Origin of the sequence: Salmonella sp. 3C (genome assembly GCF_025426275.1) — a bacterium.
Classification (GTDB): domain Bacteria; phylum Pseudomonadota; class Gammaproteobacteria; order Enterobacterales; family Enterobacteriaceae; genus Salmonella; species Salmonella enterica.
In genome coordinates this window covers 1,517,268-1,534,311 of the sequence record NZ_CP104858.1, presented here as the reverse complement: position 1 = coordinate 1,534,311, position 17,044 = coordinate 1,517,268, and the positions used below count along the sequence as shown (strand labels likewise).

Here is a 17,044-nt window from a genome sequence, read left to right as displayed (position 1 = left end):
CCGAATTCGGCTCTACTCTGGAGTCGCGTTGATGATTGTAAGAAAACGCCGTGGTCGCCGGACGTTGTGTTGTCTGGCGGGCCTTATGGCCTGCTCGTTTTTTATCAATACCACGTATGCCTGGCAACAAGAATATATCGCTGAAGCGGCTCCGGGGCATACGACGGAACGCTATACCTGGGACAGCGATCACCAACCGAATTACAACGACATACTGGCCGAACGTATTCAGTCTACGCAAAATACAGTGGGGCCGGTGCTTAGCCTGGCGGATGAAACCCCGCTTGATGCGACCAGCGGTATCAGTATGGGCTGGAATTTTCCGCTTTCCCGACGCGTGACCACTGGGCCGGTCGCGGCGCTGCATTACGACGGTTCGACGTCATCAATGTATAACGAATATGGCGATAGCGCGACGACATTAGCGTTTACCGATCCGTTATGGCACGCCAGCGTCAGTACGTTAGGCTGGCGGGTAAACTCGCAGTTCGGCGATGTCCGTCCCTGGGCGCAAATCAGCTATAACCAACAGTTTGGGGAGAATATCTGGAAAGCGCAGTCCGGGTTGAGTCGTATGACCGCAGGAAATCAGGCGGGAAACTGGCTGGATGTCACCGTAGGCGCGGACGTGTTACTTAACCCGCACCTGGCGGCGTATGCGGCGTTTTCCCAGGCGGAAAATAGCGCTACGGATAGCGATTATTTGTATACCCTGGGGGTGAGCGCCAGGTTTTAACTTAAAAATTATAATCGAAACGCAGTGATAACAGCTCTTGTGGCGGAAGTAGGGTGCTAACCTTCTGCGTTATCTTTGCGCTGTTAATTATCTCGCTGGAACTTTCCACCACTATTCGCCAGCCGCAGTGGGAGGGGGTTAGCGAAGCGTCTGCGTAACACATGCAACACCAGGCGTACAGCGCACCCATTTGGTGCCCTTTTTTTTATTTAGCACAAATACCTAATCAATTGTAGTTAAAAAAACGTCTAATAAATAAGGAAGACATTTAACTTATTTATGAATAGGAAGAAATAATATATTAATTTATTCTTAATAAAAAATTACATTTATGTACGTTGCATTTGTAACATATTGATTTCTATTCTTTTTAAGATTAACTAACAATTGTTTTTATATATACTAATTATAGTATCCAATACCCACCTCTATACACTCCATTTCCTCACAGAATGCAGATAATCCTAAGGATGCGTTCTGTTATCTACCGTCATAAATGGAGTTTTTAATGAAAAAGGTTGTTTTTGCTCTGTCTGCTCTCGCTGTAGTTTCCACTTCTGCTTTCGCTGCTGAATCTGGTGACGGCACCATTAAATTCACCGGTGAAATCGTTGACGCGCCATGCGTCGTTTCTACTGACTCTCAGAACCAGGAAGTTGTGCTGGGTCAGGTTAAGAAAAATATCTTCAAAGCCATTGGCGACAAGTCTTCTTCTAAGCCTTTCCAGATCAAACTGGAAGACTGTGACATCACCTCTAATACCAAAGTTAACGTAAGCTTCAATGGCGTTGGTGATACAGACGATGCGACACTGGTTTCTGTTAACACTGAAGCAGGTGCGGCAACTGGCGTGGGCATCGGTATCTACGACAACGCTAACAAGCTTGTTGAAATGAACACCGGTAAATCCACCACTACGTTGGCTGCTGGTCAGACCGTGCTGTACTACACCGCTAACTACGTTGCAACAAAAGATACTGTAACCACTGGTTACGGTAACGCAGAAGTGGACTTCAACCTGTCCTACGAATAATCGAATTTTCGTTAATACAGACAATCATAATGGCAACGGAAATCCCGTTGCCATTTTTTCCAGCGGAGGCTCAGGAAGAGAATCATGAACCGCTCACGTTTGATATCTTGCACAGCACTGGTGCTGGCGTTGATTGCTCAAAACAGTTTTGCCGGAGGCGTGGCATTAAGCAGCACGCGTGTTATTTATGACGGTAGTAGAAAGGAAGCTTCTCTTACGGTAAATAATAAAAGCACCACGGATGAATTTCTCATTCAGTCATGGATTGATGATGCTAACGGTAATAAAAAGACGCCCTTTATCATCACTCCACCGTTATTTAAATTAAGCCCGACTAAAAATAACGTTTTACGTATTGTTAATACGACGAACACGTTACCGCAGGATCGCGAGTCCGTTTATTGGATTAACGTAAAAGCTATTCCTGCCAAAAGTGAAGACGCGGAAGCTAAAAACGTACTGCAGATCGCCGTACGTACCCGCTTAAAACTGTTCTATCGCCCGGCGGGCCTGAAAGGCAATAGCATGGACGGCTGGAACAAACTGCAGTTCACCAGCGCAGGGGCTAACCAGATCAAAGTGGAAAACCCATCTGCCTTTAACCTGACGTTTAATAAATTTTATGCCAACGGCCGTGATATTGAAAAAACGGGAATGGTTCCGGCAAAAGGCTCATTGAATATTGAACTGCCAGCCGGCACCGGCAAGGTAAGCGAAGTTAAATACAACATTATTAATGACTTTGGCACGGCTGGCGACATGTTGACACAGCGCGTTAACTAACACGTTTTAAAGGATTATTACTATGACATGGACGCATCTTCCTCTGGGCAATAAGACCTCGCGTTTCACGCAGTCTGCGCTTGCGCTGATGATAGCGGATACGCTCCCCGCGTATGCGGGAACATTTAACCCGCGCTTTCTGGAGGATGTGCCGGGTATTGATCAGCACGTTGACCTTTCAATGTATGAATCCAATAAAGCTGAACACCTGCCAGGTAAATACCGCGTCTCGGTGGTGGTCAACGAAAAAAAATGGAGTCTCGCACCCTGGAGTTTAAGGCAGCGACAGAGGCGCAGCGCGCAAAAATGGGTGAATCCCTGGTGCCGTGCTTAAGCCGCGTGCAGCTTGAAGATATGGGCGTGCGTATTGATAGCTTCCCGGCTCTGAAAATGGCCCCGCCTGAAGCCTGTGTTGCTTTTGACGACATTATTCCCCAGGCCGCCAGCCATTTCGACTTTGCAGACCAGACCCTGATCATGAGCTTCCCGCAGGCTGCGATGAAGCAGACAGCGCGCGGTACGGTGCCAGAATCGCAGTGGGACGAAGGGGTGAATGCCCTGCTGGTGGATTATAACTTTTCCGGCAGCAACGCCAGCTATGACGCACACGACAGTGAAACCAGCTACAACAGCGACAGCTACTATCTGAATCTGCGCAGCGGTATGAACCTGGGGGCATGGCGGTTACGTAACTATAGCACCTGGACGCGAAACGACGGTAACAACACATGGGATAACATTGGCACATCTCTAAGCCGTGCCATTGTGCCGTTGAAATCACAGCTGACGTTGGGGGATACCTCCACCGCCGGTGATATTTTTGACAGCGTTCAGATGCGCGGTGTGCAGTTAACTTCCGACGAAGAGATGCTGCCTGACAGCCAGCGCGGGTTTGCGCCCGTCATCCGGGGTATTGCCAAAAGTAACGCCGAAGTTACCGTTGAGCAGAACAACTACGTTATTTACCGTACGTTTGTTCAGCCGGGTGCGTTTGAAATTAACGACCTGTATCCAACCTCAAACAGCGGCGACCTGACGGTCACCATTAAAGAATCGGACGGCAGTGAGCAGAAGTTCGTTCAGCCGTTCTCCTCGGTGGCGCTCCTCCAGCGTGAAGGCCATCTCAAATACAGCCTTTCCGCCGGGGAATACCGTGCCGGGAACTATAACAGCGCCGAGCCAAAATTCGGGCAGCTTGATGCCATGTACGGCCTGCCGTATGGCTTTACCGTTTACGGTGGTGCGATCTTCTCTGACAACTATTACTCGCTGGCGGGAGGATTAGGTAAAAACTTCGGCTATATCGGCGCGATCTCCATCGATGTAACCCAGGCAAAAAGCAAGCTGGCAAATGAGGAGAATTCGGAAGGTCAGTCTTATCGTTTCCTCTATTCCAAGAGCTTTAACAGCGGTACCGATTTCCGTCTGCTGGGTTACAAGTATTCGACCAGCGGCTATTACACCTTCCAGGAAGCGACGGATGTGCGCAGCGATGCGGACAGCTCTTATAGCCAGTACCACAAACGTAGTCAGATTCAGGGCAACGTGACGCAGCAACTGGGCGCCTGGGGCTCGGTCTATTTTAACGTCACGCAGCAGGATTACTGGAACGATGAAGGTAAACAGCGTTCGCTGAATGCCGGTTATAACGGCCGTATTGGCCGCGTGAACTACAGCGTTGCTTACACCTGGACGAAAAGCCCGGAGTGGGATGAGAGCGATCGTTTACTGTCATTCTCCATGTCGATTCCTCTGGGACGCGTGTGGAGTAACTACCACCTCACGACCGATCAGCATGGCCGAACCAACCAGCAGTTAGGGGTGAGCGGCACCGCGCTGGAAGACCGCAATCTGAACTATAGCGTACAGGAAGGCTACGGCAGCAACGGCGTGGGTAACAGCGGCAGCGTGAACCTGGATTACCAGGGCGGCGTGGGTAGCGCCAGCCTGGGTTACAACTACAACCGTGACGGCCAGCAGGTGAACTACGGTTTGCGCGGCGGTGTGATAGCCCATAGCGAAGGTATCACTCTTTCTCAACCGCTGGGTGAATCCATGGCCATTATCTCCGCGCCGGGCGCGCGCGGCGCGCACGTGATCAACAACGGTGGTGTGGAAGTGGACTGGATGGGTAATGCGGTCGTGCCTTACCTTACTCCGTACCGTGAAACGGAAGTCTCACTGCGAAGCGACAGCCTGAACAACCAGGTTGACCTGGATACCGCCTCCGTCAACGTAGTGCCGACACGCGGCGCGATTGTTCGTGCCCGCTTCGATACCCGAGTGGGCTATCGCGTGCTGATGAATCTGACGCAGGCCAATGGCAAAGCGGTGCCGTTTGGTGCTACCGCCACGCTGCTGGATACCACAAAAGAGTCCAGCAGCATTGTGGGTGAAGACGGTCAGCTTTATATCAGCGGGATGCCGGAGAAAGGTGCCCTTCAGGTGAACTGGGGTAAAGACCAGGCACAGCAATGCCGCGTGGCGTTTACGCTGCCGGAACAACAGGATAATACCGGCGTGGTGATGGCGAATGCCGTCTGCCGGTAACAGGGAAGGAAACGATTATGTTGAAAAAGTTGATAATGTTTACGGGCCTGTTGGGCGGGTCGGTGCTGTTTTCGGGGCAGGCGCTGGCAGCGGCAGATTTTGGACCATGTACTCCTGAAGGTGGAACACATATCTTCAGTGCCACCATAAATAAAACAGTTTCAGATACGTCAAAGAACACAACGGGTGCGACCTTCGTAGATTTCGATAGCTGGAATTTAGGTGGAACCTATGCGATGTCCTGTGAATGCCCTGATGATACCTCTCTTATAAATGACACCTTATTTAAGGCTGTGGTTCCTCTGGCCTTTGTTACGAATATAGAGAGTCGCTCCTATTACCAGATCAATAATAATATTGCCATTGCGAGCGATGTACTGATTTCGGGGGGACGAGGAGAATACGTTAACACACCGTTTGAGAATGTAGGTAACCTGACAAACAACCGCTCTCAGTGTTCGCAAAATGCAAGTAGTAAAGATGCAATATGGACATCCGGTGGCAAAGGTCACTTATCGCTCTATATTCTCCATCCGTTTGTGGGTGAAAGTATTATACCTAGCACCAAAATAATGGACCTTTTTGTGACAAAGAAACCCAGTGTATATGGCAGTATACCTGCGTCGTCTGTATATATCAGTGGTTCAATTACGGTACCTCAGGGCTGTGAACTCTCCAGCGGCAGCACGCTGGAAATTCCGTTTGGGGAATTTAAGGCCACTGATTTTAAAGATCGCAAAGGACAAGTTGCAAAGAACGCCACGAAATTCACCAAAGAGCTGCAGTTTAAATGCACCAATATCTCGGATGGCATAAAGATCTTCCTGCGTATTGAGGGAATGCCAAACGCTAATGATTCGAATGCCATCGACATGGGCAACCCGGATATCGGTGCCGTCATTGAGGGCGCTAACGGTAAAATTTTGGTGCCAAATGACGCCAGTGTTAATCAGGAGCTGAGCGTATCGGGTCTTGTTGACGACACGCACCGTACCGCCTCAACGACCATTTCGGCTTACCCCATCAGTACCACCGGCAAATTGCCGGCCGCCGGGGATTTCGAGGGAATTGCCACCATGCGTATTGATGTGGAGTAAGCAGGATGAAAAACCTTCATGCTTTGATGCCAGCGTGTTTACTGCTTACCGCTTCCGCGATGGCGGCACCGTCTAATATCGGTTCTGCTGGTGATATCCACTTTACCATTACTATTAAGGCGGCTACCTGTGAACTGGAAAACGACAGTATCGACGTCAATATGGAGACCGTGGTGCTTCAGCGCCCGGTAAAAGTGGGTAAAGAGCTGAACCAGAAAAACTTTAGCATCGGCTTAAAAGATTGCGCGTATGCCACAAAGGCCAGCGTTACGATGGACGGTTCTCCGGACCCGACTGACCCCTCGCTTTTTGCCCTGGATAGCGGCGGCGCGACGGGCGTGGCGTTAAAAATTAAAACATCTGGTGGGGAGCAACAATACCCCTCCAGTACCGACTCTACGCCTGTCGAACACACTGTCTGGTTTGATGGTACGAACAAGCTGAACTATATCGCCAGCTATGTGCCTGTTAAGCCGGATGCCACCGTTGGCACAGCGAATGCGACGGTGAATTTTAGCGTCACATACGAATAATCACTGAGGGCCAGTTCGCTGGCCCTTTTCCATTTTTAGTGATTTTTTGTAAAAATCTTCTCCGATCACACTCTCCGTTGCCACTTTCCCCTCTGCTTGTGGTCTACTTAACCGTGCTTGTAGACTTTCTTACATCTGCGTTAGCCGCATATTTACCTGTTTGATTACAGAATCGTTGTACAGGTCGTTTTTATCCCGATTCCCAGGGTTTGTTTGCATGAGATACATTAAATCGATGACGCAACAGAAACTTAGTTTCTTGCTTGCGCTCTATATCGGTCTGTTTATGAATTGCGCCGTGTTTTACCGCCGTTTCGGCAGTTATGCGCAAGAATTTACCATTTGGAAAGGCCTCTCCGCAGTTGTCGAACTGGGCGCCACGGTGCTGGTCACTTTCTTCTTACTTCGTCTTCTTTCACTGTTTGGCCGACGCGTCTGGCGTGTGCTGGCCACGCTGGTGGTGCTGTTTTCCGCTGGCGCCAGTTATTACATGACCTTCCTGAACGTGGTGATTGGCTACGGCATTATTGCGTCTGTTATGACCACCGATATCGATCTCTCGAAAGAGGTGGTGGGGCTGCACTTTGTATTGTGGCTGATTGCCGTGAGCGTGCTTCCGCTCATCTTTATCTGGAGTAACCACTGTCGCTACACGTTGTTGCGCCAGCTACGTACGCCGGGGCAGCGTTTTCGCAGCGCCGCTGTAGTGGTACTCGCAGGCGTAATGGTGTGGGCGCCTATCCGCCTGCTGGATATACAGCAAAAAAAGGTTGAACGGGCGACAGGCATCGACTTACCCAGCTATGGCGGCGTGGTGGCGAACTCCTATCTGCCTTCAAACTGGTTATCTGCGTTAGGGCTGTATGCCTGGGCGCAGGTAGATGAATCGTCGGACAATAATTCGTTAATAAACCCGGCCAGGAAATTTACCTATGTTGCGCCGAAAGATGGGGATGACACCTACGTCGTTTTCATTATCGGTGAGACGACCCGTTGGGATCACATGGGGATTTTCGGCTACGAGCGTAATACCACGCCGAAGCTGGCGCAGGAAAAAAATCTGGCGGCATTCCGCGGCTATTCCTGCGATACCGCGACGAAGCTTTCTTTACGCTGTATGTTTGTACGGGAAGGTGGGGCGGATAATAACCCGCAGCGTACGTTAAAAGAGCAGAATGTTTTTGCCGTACTCAAACAGCTCGGATTCAGTTCCGATCTGTACGCCATGCAGAGCGAGATGTGGTTTTATAGCAATACCATGGCGGATAATATCTCCTACCGCGAGCAGATTGGCGCCGAGCCGCGTAACCGTGGTAAAACGGTTGATGACATGCTGTTGATTGATGAGATGCAGAACTCGCTTGCCCAGAACCCGGAGGGTAAACATCTGATTATCCTGCATACTAAGGGATCGCATTTTAACTATACGCAACGTTATCCGCGCAGCTACGCTCAGTGGAAGCCCGAATGTATTGGGGTCGATAGCGGCTGCACGAAAGCGCAGATGATCAACTCTTACGATAACTCCGTGACCTATGTTGATCACTTTATTACCAGTGTGTTCGATCAGCTACGTGATAAAAAAGCGATTGTGTTCTACGCCGCTGACCACGGCGAGTCGATTAACGAACGTGAACATTTGCACGGTACGCCGCGCAATATGGCGCCGCCGGAACAATTCCGTGTTCCGATGCTGGTATGGATGTCGGATAAATATCTTGCCAGTCCGCAACATGCGCAGATGTTTGCTCACCTGAAACAGCAGGCGGAGATCAAAGTGCCGCGTCGTCATGTGGAACTGTACGATACGATAATGGGCTGCCTGGGGTATACATCGCCGAATGGCGGCATTAACCAGAACAACAACTGGTGCCATATTCCCGATGCGCAGAAAGTCGCCGCGAAGTAGGTTGTCTGCCGACTTTCTCGCCGATTGAATTGTATTTTGCGACTAAGGGATTGACGGGCGTGCGCCTGAGCAGTAAGATGCGCCCGCATTCGGTGATTGGCGCAGCCTGGTAGCGCACTTCGTTCGGGACGAAGGGGTCGGAGGTTCGAATCCTCTATCACCGACCAAATTCAGAAACCCTGCTCAATGAGCAGGGTTTTTTTGTATCTGAAGTCTGACGAGGATGAGAACCTCCGGGGGCAAGAGGTTCGACTCGAGCGAAGCGAGAGAACGTTGCGTCAGCAACGGCCCGCAGGGCGAGCCACGCAGTGGCGAGTCATCCTCTATCACCGACCAAATTCAGAAACCCTGCTCAGCGAGCAGGTTTTTTTTGTATCTGAAGCCTGACGAGGATGAGAACCTCCGGGGGCAAGAGGTTCGACTCGAGCGAAGCGAGAGAACGTTGCGTCAGCAACGGCCCGCAGTGGCAAGTCATCCTCTGTCACCGGCAGGTTGACGCTCGCACCACCAGTTCAGGCATGATCCCGTCGCTGTAGCTGACCTTCTCACCCGACAGAACGGCAAACAGGAGCGTGATTGCCTGTCGCGCCACCTCATCAAGATGCATATTCACTGCCGTCAGCGGCGGCAGCGATTCGCGCGCGCGGATACCATCATAGCGGGTGACCACCCGCATTTGTTCAGGTATGGCGATGTCTTGTTCCTGAAAAGCGCGTACCGCGCCGCTGGCAAAGGTGTCGATCAGCACCAGCACGCCGTCAACGTCGGGATGTGCCTGTAATAGCTGCTGCGCGGCCTGGTAGCCGGCATTTTCACCCTCGCTTTCATTGAGAGAGTAGACGACGGGGGCCTGGCGTCCCGCGCACCAGCGCTGGTAAGCCGCTTCGCTCTCCAGAACTGATGTTCGCCGTGTGTTACCGACAAATAACGCACATTTGCTGGCGCCGGAGGCCTCCAGATGCGTTAGCAGAAGCTGTGCTGTTGCCGCCGAGTGCAGCTCCACCCACGGCACAGGCGTGTCGGTCCCCGGCGTGCGGCCAATGGTGACGCAGGGAATGCCCGCTTGCGCCAGCGCCTGGAGCTGCGGGTCGTTCTCCGCCGGCTCAATCAGGATCGCCGCGTCAAAGCTGACGGCATCCAGTGGATTTGCCCCCGGCGGCACCAGAATCAGCGCATGCTGTTTTTCCAGCGCCATCATCGCGGACGTTAACGCCACCTCCATCATAAATCCCAGTCGTGACGCGCCGGAGGCAATCGCCAGCGGCACCGAAGAGAGCAAGGCAATGGTATTGGTTTTGCCGGTTCGCAACTGGCGGGCGCGAATATTCGGCGTGTAGTTGAGCGCAACAATGGCCTCTTCAATACGCCGTCGCGTCTGCGGCTCGACAAAGCGGGTGTTGTGCAATGCATTGGATACCGTCCCTGGCGATACGCCTGCATGGCGGGCAACATCAATCAACTTTGCGCGTTTTTTATTTTGAACAGCCATCTGCTTCCTGACCTGCGAAAATTTGCGCACAGGGTAGCATATTTACCAGACGGTAACGTTTGCTTTTTTTCAGTGAGGATCGTAAAAAACTCTTCATTAAAACGTTTTAATGGGGTATTTTGGCGCAAATTTATTCCTCAGGAGGCGATGTGGCACACTTAACTCAGGACTCGACTTTTACCCTTGGACGCCGTCCGGCGGGCCTTATCTACGCTGATAAGGCGAAGAGCTTTGGCGGCTATACGCTTTTTGCGCCGCAAACCGCCGAAGGGCGGGTTTACCTGGTGGACGAGCAGGGCGAAGTCGCGCATCAGTGGCAGCTTCCGGTTCGCGCCGGGCGTGATGCGGTGCTGCTGCCGAACGGTAATCTGGGTTATAACGGCAGCCACCGCACTTCAGCGAACCTCTATCCGGCGTGGGATCTCTGGCACGGCGGCGACTTCTACGAAGTGACGCCGGATAACGAAATCGTCTGGCACTATGAAGACATCTTCCATCACCATGATGCTCAGTGGCTGGAAAACGGTAACCTGCTGTATACCGCCGCGTCGCCGTTACCTGCCGATATCGCCGCCCGTGTTACCGGCGGCGACCCGCGCCGCGATGCGTCGGACGGCATCATTCAGAGCGACGTCGTCAAAGAGGTCAATCGCGACGGTGAAGTGGTCTGGGAATGGCGTGCCTGGGAGCATTTGAATCCGGAAGATTTCCCGATTCATGATATTTTCGACCGCCGCCACTGGCCGATGATTAACGGCCTGTCCGTCACCCGTGATGGCCTGGTACTGATGAGCCTGCGTACCACTTCCGGCGTCATTGCCGTGGATAAAGAGAGCGGGAAGGTTATCTGGCATGCAGGGCCGGAAGTCGTAGCGCAGCAGCACACGCCGGTTGAGATGGAGAACGGGTCGATTCTGGTTTTCGATAACGGCAACCTGCGTCCCGGCGTCACCTCGCCGCATTCCACGGTGCTGGAGTTCGATCCGCAGACCAAAGCGATTACCTGGCAGTATCGCGATATCTTCCCGCCGGCGTTTTTCTCGCCGTATATGGGGAGCGCGCAGCGGCTAGCGAACGGCAACACCTTTATCTGTGAATCGGCGTTTGGCCGCCTGTTTGAAGTCACCCCGGAAGGCGAAACGGTATGGGAATATATCATTCCGTTCTTTAATGAATATCCGGAGCACCTCAGTAAAGGCATTATTCCTGGAAAACAGAACAGCGCCTTCCGTGCGCATCGCTATGCCGCTGATGCTATTAGTTGGTTGAAATAATGCAGACCGCCAGCCCGCGCTGGCGGTTATTTTTTTGATGTTTTATGGGAGTTAATCATGCCGCAGCCTGGCCTTACTACGCCGGATAACGATGCATTACCCTGGCAAACCACCTTACTTTTGGCGCTTCAGCATGTGCTGGTCGTTGCCTCCACCCCCATTACCTCCGTCTTTCTGATCGCCAAAGCGCTCCACTTTACCGATACGGTGACCGCCTCGGTACTTAGCGCGACCTTTCTGATGTGCGGTCTGGGCGCTATTTTGCAAAGCCTGGGTGTGAAAGGGGTGGGCGCGCGTTTGCCGTTTATTATGGTACCGGGGGGCGCGCCGATTGCGATTTTCGTTGCGATCGCTTTACAGACCAATATCCAGACCGCGATTGGCGCCGTAATTCTGACCTCGCTGTTCTACTTTATCGCGTTGCCGATTTTCCGCCGCTGCCTGCACCATTTTCCCCCCTTTATCATTGGCATCATGCTGCTAATGGTGTCGATTAACCTTATTCGCCTGTACGGCGGGTTGATCATTGGCCAGCCAGGGAGCGCCGACTTCGCTCATCCAACCAGTATCATTTTATCGCTGGGGACTATCCTGATAACGCTGATTTTCGCGCTGGCGTTTAGCGGTATTTTACGCCAGCTGGCGGTGATGTTCGGCCTTTTAGCGGGAACGCTGCTGGGAATGGCGCTGGGCAGCACCGATTTTAGCGGTGTTAGTCACGGGCCGCTGTTTAGTTTCCCACAGCTTTTGCCGTTCGGCTGGCCGATTTTTGATCTCTCCGCCTCGCTGCCGTTACTGATTTACGCGGTCATCTCTATGGCTGAAGCAACCGGGCAAACGATTGCGACCGCGGAAATAGTCAATTCCACGCAAAATGTGCAGCAGGCGATTCCACACACCATTCGTGGTGATGCGGTAATGTCGCTGCTGGGGGGGATTTTTGGCACCTCCTTAATTATCACCTCCGGCGAAAATATTGGGGTGGTACGCACCACTAATGTGAAATCACGTTTCGTGACTGCGGCTGCCGGAGGATTGTTAATCCTGATTGCCATATTCGCACCGTTGGTACGTCTGGCGACCTGTCTGCCAGGTTCGGTGGTGTGCGGTACGGCGGTGATTGTCTTCAGCATTATCGGGGTTATCGGTATTGATATGATTGCGCGTGAGCCACTGCATACGCCGGGTAAAACCTACGCGCTGGCGATGGGGCTGGCCATGGGAATGCTACCTATACTGGTACCCGGCCTGTATCAGAATTTCCCGGCGGGCGTACAGATGGTCTTTGGCAACGGCATGGCAGCGGGGACGTTGACGGCGATTCTGGTGAACTCGTTGTTTAACTGGAGCGAAAAGCGCACGCAGGCCAGGGTCAAAAGTTAGTTTTTGTGATCGCGGTAGGCCGCACGACGGCCTACTTATTTACAATTTTGTGACATATTCGATGGTGTTTTTCAATGTCCGTATAACTCTTTTTTGCACACGGCTTATGGATAACCTCAGCATTTTCGCCTGTGCGTTTTAGCGTTAGTGGTATTAATCGCTCAGATAATCAACATATCGAAAGAAATTTTTCAATTAATGTCTAATTGTTAATCACTAACTGTTGCAAAATATTAAGTGAATAACTCTGCCTTTCTGGCCATAGCACAAATTTCCCTGCTGAAAATACCCTTCTGAACTTTTTTTAATCTTTGTTTGTTAATTCTCACCGTTGTTGTAAAAGCTGGTTACCTGTATTGACGTTTTGACATTCTATTGACAGATTGTAGGGAATGAGGGGCATTTTATGGAGAATCCGCACTGCAACTCAGTCGATTATGCGAACGGAATCCCCACCTCTCACTACTGACCTGACCAGGTAAAAAACAAAAAAGGCCGGGCGGTAAAAGCCTTTGCAAAGGGCAAAACAACATACATCACAATTGGAGCAGAAGAATGAGTATTTCCTTGAAGAAGTCAGGGATGCTGAAGCTTGGTTTGAGCCTGGTGGCCATGACCGTTGCAGCAAGCGTGCAGGCCAAAACCCTGGTTTATTGTTCAGAAGGCTCGCCGGAAGGCTTTAACCCACAGCTCTTTACGTCTGGCACCACCTATGATGCCAGCTCCGTACCTATCTATAACCGTCTGGTTGAATTCAAAACCGGCACCACGGAAGTGATCCCGGGTCTTGCTGAGAAGTGGGATATCAGCGAAGACGGTAAAACCTATACGTTCCACCTACGTAAAGGGGTGAAATGGCAATCCAGCAAGGATTTCAAACCCACGCGCGAGCTGAACGCCGATGATGTCGTGTTCTCTTTTGACCGGCAGAAAAACGAGCAGAACCCGTACCATAAAGTGTCTGGCGGCAGCTATGAATACTTTGAAGGCATGGGGCTGCCGGATCTGATTAGCGAAGTGAAGAAGGTCGACGATCACACGGTGCAGTTTGTGCTGACGCGTCCGGAAGCGCCGTTCCTTGCCGATTTAGCCATGGACTTCGCCTCTATTCTTTCCAAAGAATATGCTGACAACATGCTGAAAGCCGGTACGCCGGAAAAAGTGGATCTGAACCCGGTCGGCACTGGCCCGTTCCAACTGGTGCAATATCAGAAAGACTCCCGCATTCTCTACAAAGCCTTTGACGGCTACTGGGGCACGAAGCCGCAGATTGACCGTCTGGTCTTCTCCATCACGCCTGACGCCTCTGTGCGTTACGCCAAACTGCAGAAGAACGAATGTCAGGTGATGCCGTATCCGAACCCGGCGGATATTGCGCGCATGAAAGAAGATAAAAACATCAACCTGATGGAGCAGGCCGGTCTGAACGTGGGTTATCTCTCCTATAACGTGCAGAAAAAACCGCTGGATGATGTCAAAGTTCGCCAGGCGTTGACCTATGCCGTGAATAAAGAGGCCATCATCAAAGCCGTTTATCAGGGCGCGGGCGTTGCGGCGAAAAACCTGATCCCGCCGACGATGTGGGGCTACAACGACGATATTAAAGACTACGGCTACGATCCGGAAAAAGCGAAGGTGCTGCTGAAAGAAGCCGGTCTGGAAAAAGGCTTCACCATCGATCTATGGGCGATGCCGGTACAGCGTCCCTATAACCCGAATGCGCGTCGTATGGCGGAAATGATCCAGGCGGACTGGGCGAAGATTGGCGTTCAGGCCAAAATTGTCACCTATGAATGGGGCGAATACCTCAAGCGCGCTAAAGATGGCGAGCACCAGACGGTGATGATGGGCTGGACCGGCGATAATGGCGATCCGGATAACTTCTTCGCCACTCTGTTCAGCTGCGATGCCGCCCAGCAAGGCTCCAACTATTCAAAATGGTGCTACAAGCCGTTTGAAGACCTGATTCAGCCTGCGCGTGCGACCGATGACCACAACAAGCGTATTGAGCTCTATAAACAGGCCCAGGTTGTGATGCATGACCAGGCGCCAGCGCTGATCATCGCTCACTCCACGGTTTATGAGCCAGTGCGTAAAGAAGTTAAAGGCTATGTGGTTGATCCATTAGGCAAACATCACTTCGAAAACGTCTCTGTCGAATAATTAAAAGAGCGCTGCGCCCCGGTGTTGTGTAGGCCGGATAAGCGCAGCGCCATCCGGCGTAATGCTTTATCCGCGATGCAGTTTGCGTGGGATAAGATTTGTGAGCAATACAGACTCACGGTTCCAGGCCGTGCGTCATGAGAGAGAATTCGGGTTATGTTGCAGTTCATTCTCCGACGTTTGGGACTCGTTATCCCGACGTTTATCGGTATTACCCTTCTCACCTTTGCCTTTGTCCACATGATCCCCGGCGATCCGGTGATGATCATGGCGGGTGAGCGAGGTATTTCCCCTGAGCGTCATGCTCAACTGCTGGCTGAACTCGGTCTTGATAAACCGATGTGGCAGCAGTACCTCCATTATATCTGGGGGGTGATGCATGGCGATTTAGGCATCTCGCTGAAAAGCCGAATCCCCGTGTGGGACGAGTTCGTGCCTCGCTTTAAAGCGACGCTGGAGCTTGGCGTCTGCGCCATGATTTTTGCCGTCGCCGTGGGGATTCCGGTGGGCGTGCTGGCCGCAGTGAAGCGCGGTTCTATCTTCGATCACACTGCCGTTGGCCTGGCGCTGACCGGTTACTCTATGCCTATCTTCTGGTGGGGCATGATGCTGATCATGCTGGTTTCCGTCCACTGGAACCTGACGCCGGTTTCCGGGCGCGTGAGCGATATGGTGTTCCTTGATGATACCAATCCGTTGACGGGCTTTATGCTGATCGACACCGCTATCTGGGGCGAAGAGGGTAACTTTATTGATGCGCTGGCGCATATGATCCTGCCTGCGATGGTGCTCGGCACAATCCCGCTGGCCGTCATTGTGCGTATGACCCGTTCGTCGATGCTGGAAGTGCTGGGGGAGGATTACATCCGTACCGCACGCGCCAAAGGGTTGACCAGGATGCGCGTCATTATCGTCCATGCTCTGCGTAACGCTATGCTGCCAGTCGTCACCGTGATCGGCCTGCAGGTCGGGACGCTGTTGGCGGGCGCGATTCTGACAGAAACTATCTTCTCGTGGCCCGGTCTGGGGCGCTGGCTGATCGATGCGCTGCAACGCCGCGATTATCCGGTAGTGCAGGGCGGCGTGTTACTGGTAGCGACGATGATTATTCTCGTCAACCTGCTGGTAGACCTGCTGTACGGCGTGGTGAACCCGCGTATTCGGCATAAGAAGTAAGGGGCCATCATGTCACAGGTTACTGAAAATAATGTTAATGCCGCACCGGCGCCCATGACGCCATTGCGGGAGTTCTGGCACTATTTCAAACGCAACAAAGGCGCGGTCGTCGGGCTGGCGTATGTTCTCATCGTGATCCTGATTGCGGTGTTTGCCAACTTTATTGCGCCGTACAACCCGGCAGAGCAGTTCCGTGATGCGCTGCTGGCACCGCCGGTCTGGCAGGAAGGCGGCAGTTGGGCGCATATTCTGGGAACGGATGATGTTGGTCGCGATGTCCTCTCGCGCCTGATGTATGGCGCGCGTTTGTCACTGCTGGTCGGCTGTCTGGTGGTCGTCCTGTCGCTGGTAATGGGGATCATTCTCGGCCTGGTCGCGGGCTACTTCGGCGGTCTGGTCGATAACATCATCATGCGCGTGGTCGATATTATGCTGGCCCTGCCGAGCCTGCTGCTGGCGCTGGTGCTGGTGGCGATCTTCGGCCCCTCCATCGGCAACGCTGCGCTGGCGTTGACGTTTGTGGCGCTGCCGCACTATGTCCGCTTAACCCGCGCGGCGGTTCTGGTAGAGGTGAACCGCGATTATGTGACTGCCTCCCGCGTGGCGGGCGCAGGCGCGATGCGTCAGATGTTCGTCAATATTTTCCCGAACTGCCTTGCGCCGCTGATCGTTCAGGCGTCACTGGGCTTCTCTAACGCCATTCTCGATATGGCTGCCCTCGGCTTCCTGGGGATGGGCGCACAGCCGCCTACGCCGGAATGGGGCACCATGCTCTCTGACGTTCTGCAGTTCGCGCAAAGCGCCTGGTGGGTCGTGACCTTCCCGGGGCTGGCGATTCTGCTGACGGTACTGGCATTTAACCTGATGGGTGACGGGCTGCGTGACGCGCTCGATCCCAAACTGAAGCAGTAAGAGGTT

The 17,044-nt window shown here is 52.5% G+C and carries 12 protein-coding genes, 1 tRNA gene, 2 other RNA genes and 2 pseudogenes; 16 read left to right on the top strand and 1 reads right to left on the bottom strand.

The window, feature by feature from the left end:
* Positions 1 to 31 precede the first annotated feature (31 nt).
* The 11 genes and pseudogenes from N7E69_RS07300 (at position 32) to N7E69_RS07255 (ending at position 9,132) form a co-directional block, all read left to right on the top strand.
* Positions 32 to 736, top strand: a complete 705-nt coding sequence (locus N7E69_RS07300) for an autotransporter outer membrane beta-barrel domain-containing protein (RefSeq protein ID WP_000637059.1) — start codon at positions 32 to 34, stop codon at positions 734 to 736.
* 32 nt (positions 737 to 768) lie between these two features.
* A pseudogene (locus N7E69_RS24535) lies at positions 769 to 894 on the top strand (oxalate/formate antiport family MFS transporter); the annotation flags it as partial.
* Between the two features lie 350 nt (positions 895 to 1,244).
* Positions 1,245 to 1,769 carry a long polar fimbria major subunit LpfA gene (gene lpfA / locus N7E69_RS07295; protein WP_001519917.1) on the top strand — a complete coding sequence of 175 codons (525 nt, stop codon included), beginning with the start codon at positions 1,245 to 1,247 and terminating at the stop codon, positions 1,767 to 1,769.
* Positions 1,770 to 1,853: 84 nt separating this feature from the next.
* Complete coding sequence (gene lpfB / locus N7E69_RS07290; RefSeq protein WP_001082123.1) at positions 1,854 to 2,552, top strand: long polar fimbrial chaperone LpfB; 699 nt, start codon at positions 1,854 to 1,856, stop codon at positions 2,550 to 2,552.
* A 181-nt stretch (positions 2,553 to 2,733) separates the two neighbouring features.
* Positions 2,734 to 5,102: pseudogene (gene lpfC / locus N7E69_RS07285) on the top strand (outer membrane usher protein LpfC).
* 17 nt (positions 5,103 to 5,119) lie between these two features.
* Entirely contained in the window at positions 5,120 to 6,199 is a 1,080-nt protein-coding gene (lpfD, locus tag N7E69_RS07280; RefSeq protein WP_000914254.1) for a long polar fimbrial protein LpfD, read from the top strand.
* A 5-nt stretch (positions 6,200 to 6,204) separates the two neighbouring features.
* Positions 6,205 to 6,732 (top strand): long polar fimbrial protein LpfE, encoded by a 528-nt coding sequence (lpfE, locus tag N7E69_RS07275; protein WP_000792957.1) that lies wholly within the window; start codon positions 6,205 to 6,207, stop codon positions 6,730 to 6,732.
* Between the two features lie 217 nt (positions 6,733 to 6,949).
* Positions 6,950 to 8,641: a kdo(2)-lipid A phosphoethanolamine 7''-transferase gene (eptB, locus tag N7E69_RS07270; protein ID WP_001269258.1), complete on the top strand. Its 1,692-nt coding sequence runs from the start codon at positions 6,950 to 6,952 to the stop codon at positions 8,639 to 8,641.
* A 90-nt stretch (positions 8,642 to 8,731) separates the two neighbouring features.
* Positions 8,732 to 8,808: transfer RNA gene (locus N7E69_RS07265), tRNA-Pro, on the top strand.
* A 35-nt stretch (positions 8,809 to 8,843) separates the two neighbouring features.
* Positions 8,844 to 8,977, top strand: a non-coding RNA gene (locus N7E69_RS07260) — RtT sRNA.
* Positions 8,978 to 9,013: 36 nt separating this feature from the next.
* Positions 9,014 to 9,132: non-coding RNA, RtT sRNA (locus tag N7E69_RS07255), on the top strand.
* On the opposite strand, the gene N7E69_RS07250 is transcribed toward N7E69_RS07255, so the two are convergent.
* The gene (locus tag N7E69_RS07250; RefSeq protein WP_000290704.1) at positions 9,123 to 10,130 is read right to left on the bottom strand and encodes a substrate-binding domain-containing protein; all 1,008 of its coding nucleotides are present in this window, start codon (positions 10,128 to 10,130) and stop codon (positions 9,123 to 9,125) included. The genes N7E69_RS07255 and N7E69_RS07250 overlap by 10 nt on opposite strands.
* 149 nt (positions 10,131 to 10,279) lie before the next feature.
* Between N7E69_RS07250 and N7E69_RS07245 the strand changes: the two genes are divergently transcribed.
* From N7E69_RS07245 to dppC, 5 genes are all read left to right on the top strand, one after another.
* Entirely contained in the window at positions 10,280 to 11,404 is a 1,125-nt protein-coding gene (locus N7E69_RS07245) for an aryl-sulfate sulfotransferase (RefSeq protein WP_000940815.1), read from the top strand.
* A gap of 57 nt (positions 11,405 to 11,461) precedes the next feature.
* A complete protein-coding gene (locus N7E69_RS07240) occupies positions 11,462 to 12,787 on the top strand; it encodes a uracil-xanthine permease family protein (RefSeq protein ID WP_001136087.1) in 1,326 nt (441 codons plus the stop codon).
* A 555-nt stretch (positions 12,788 to 13,342) separates the two neighbouring features.
* Positions 13,343 to 14,950 (top strand): dipeptide ABC transporter periplasmic-binding protein DppA, encoded by a 1,608-nt coding sequence (dppA, locus tag N7E69_RS07235; RefSeq protein WP_000028048.1) that lies wholly within the window; start codon positions 13,343 to 13,345, stop codon positions 14,948 to 14,950.
* 156 nt (positions 14,951 to 15,106) lie between these two features.
* Positions 15,107 to 16,126, top strand: a complete 1,020-nt coding sequence (gene dppB, locus N7E69_RS07230) for a dipeptide ABC transporter permease DppB (RefSeq protein WP_000938843.1) — start codon at positions 15,107 to 15,109, stop codon at positions 16,124 to 16,126.
* Between the two features lie 9 nt (positions 16,127 to 16,135).
* Positions 16,136 to 17,038: a dipeptide ABC transporter permease DppC gene (gene dppC, locus N7E69_RS07225; protein WP_000084690.1), complete on the top strand. Its 903-nt coding sequence runs from the start codon at positions 16,136 to 16,138 to the stop codon at positions 17,036 to 17,038.
* Positions 17,039 to 17,044 lie beyond the last annotated feature (6 nt).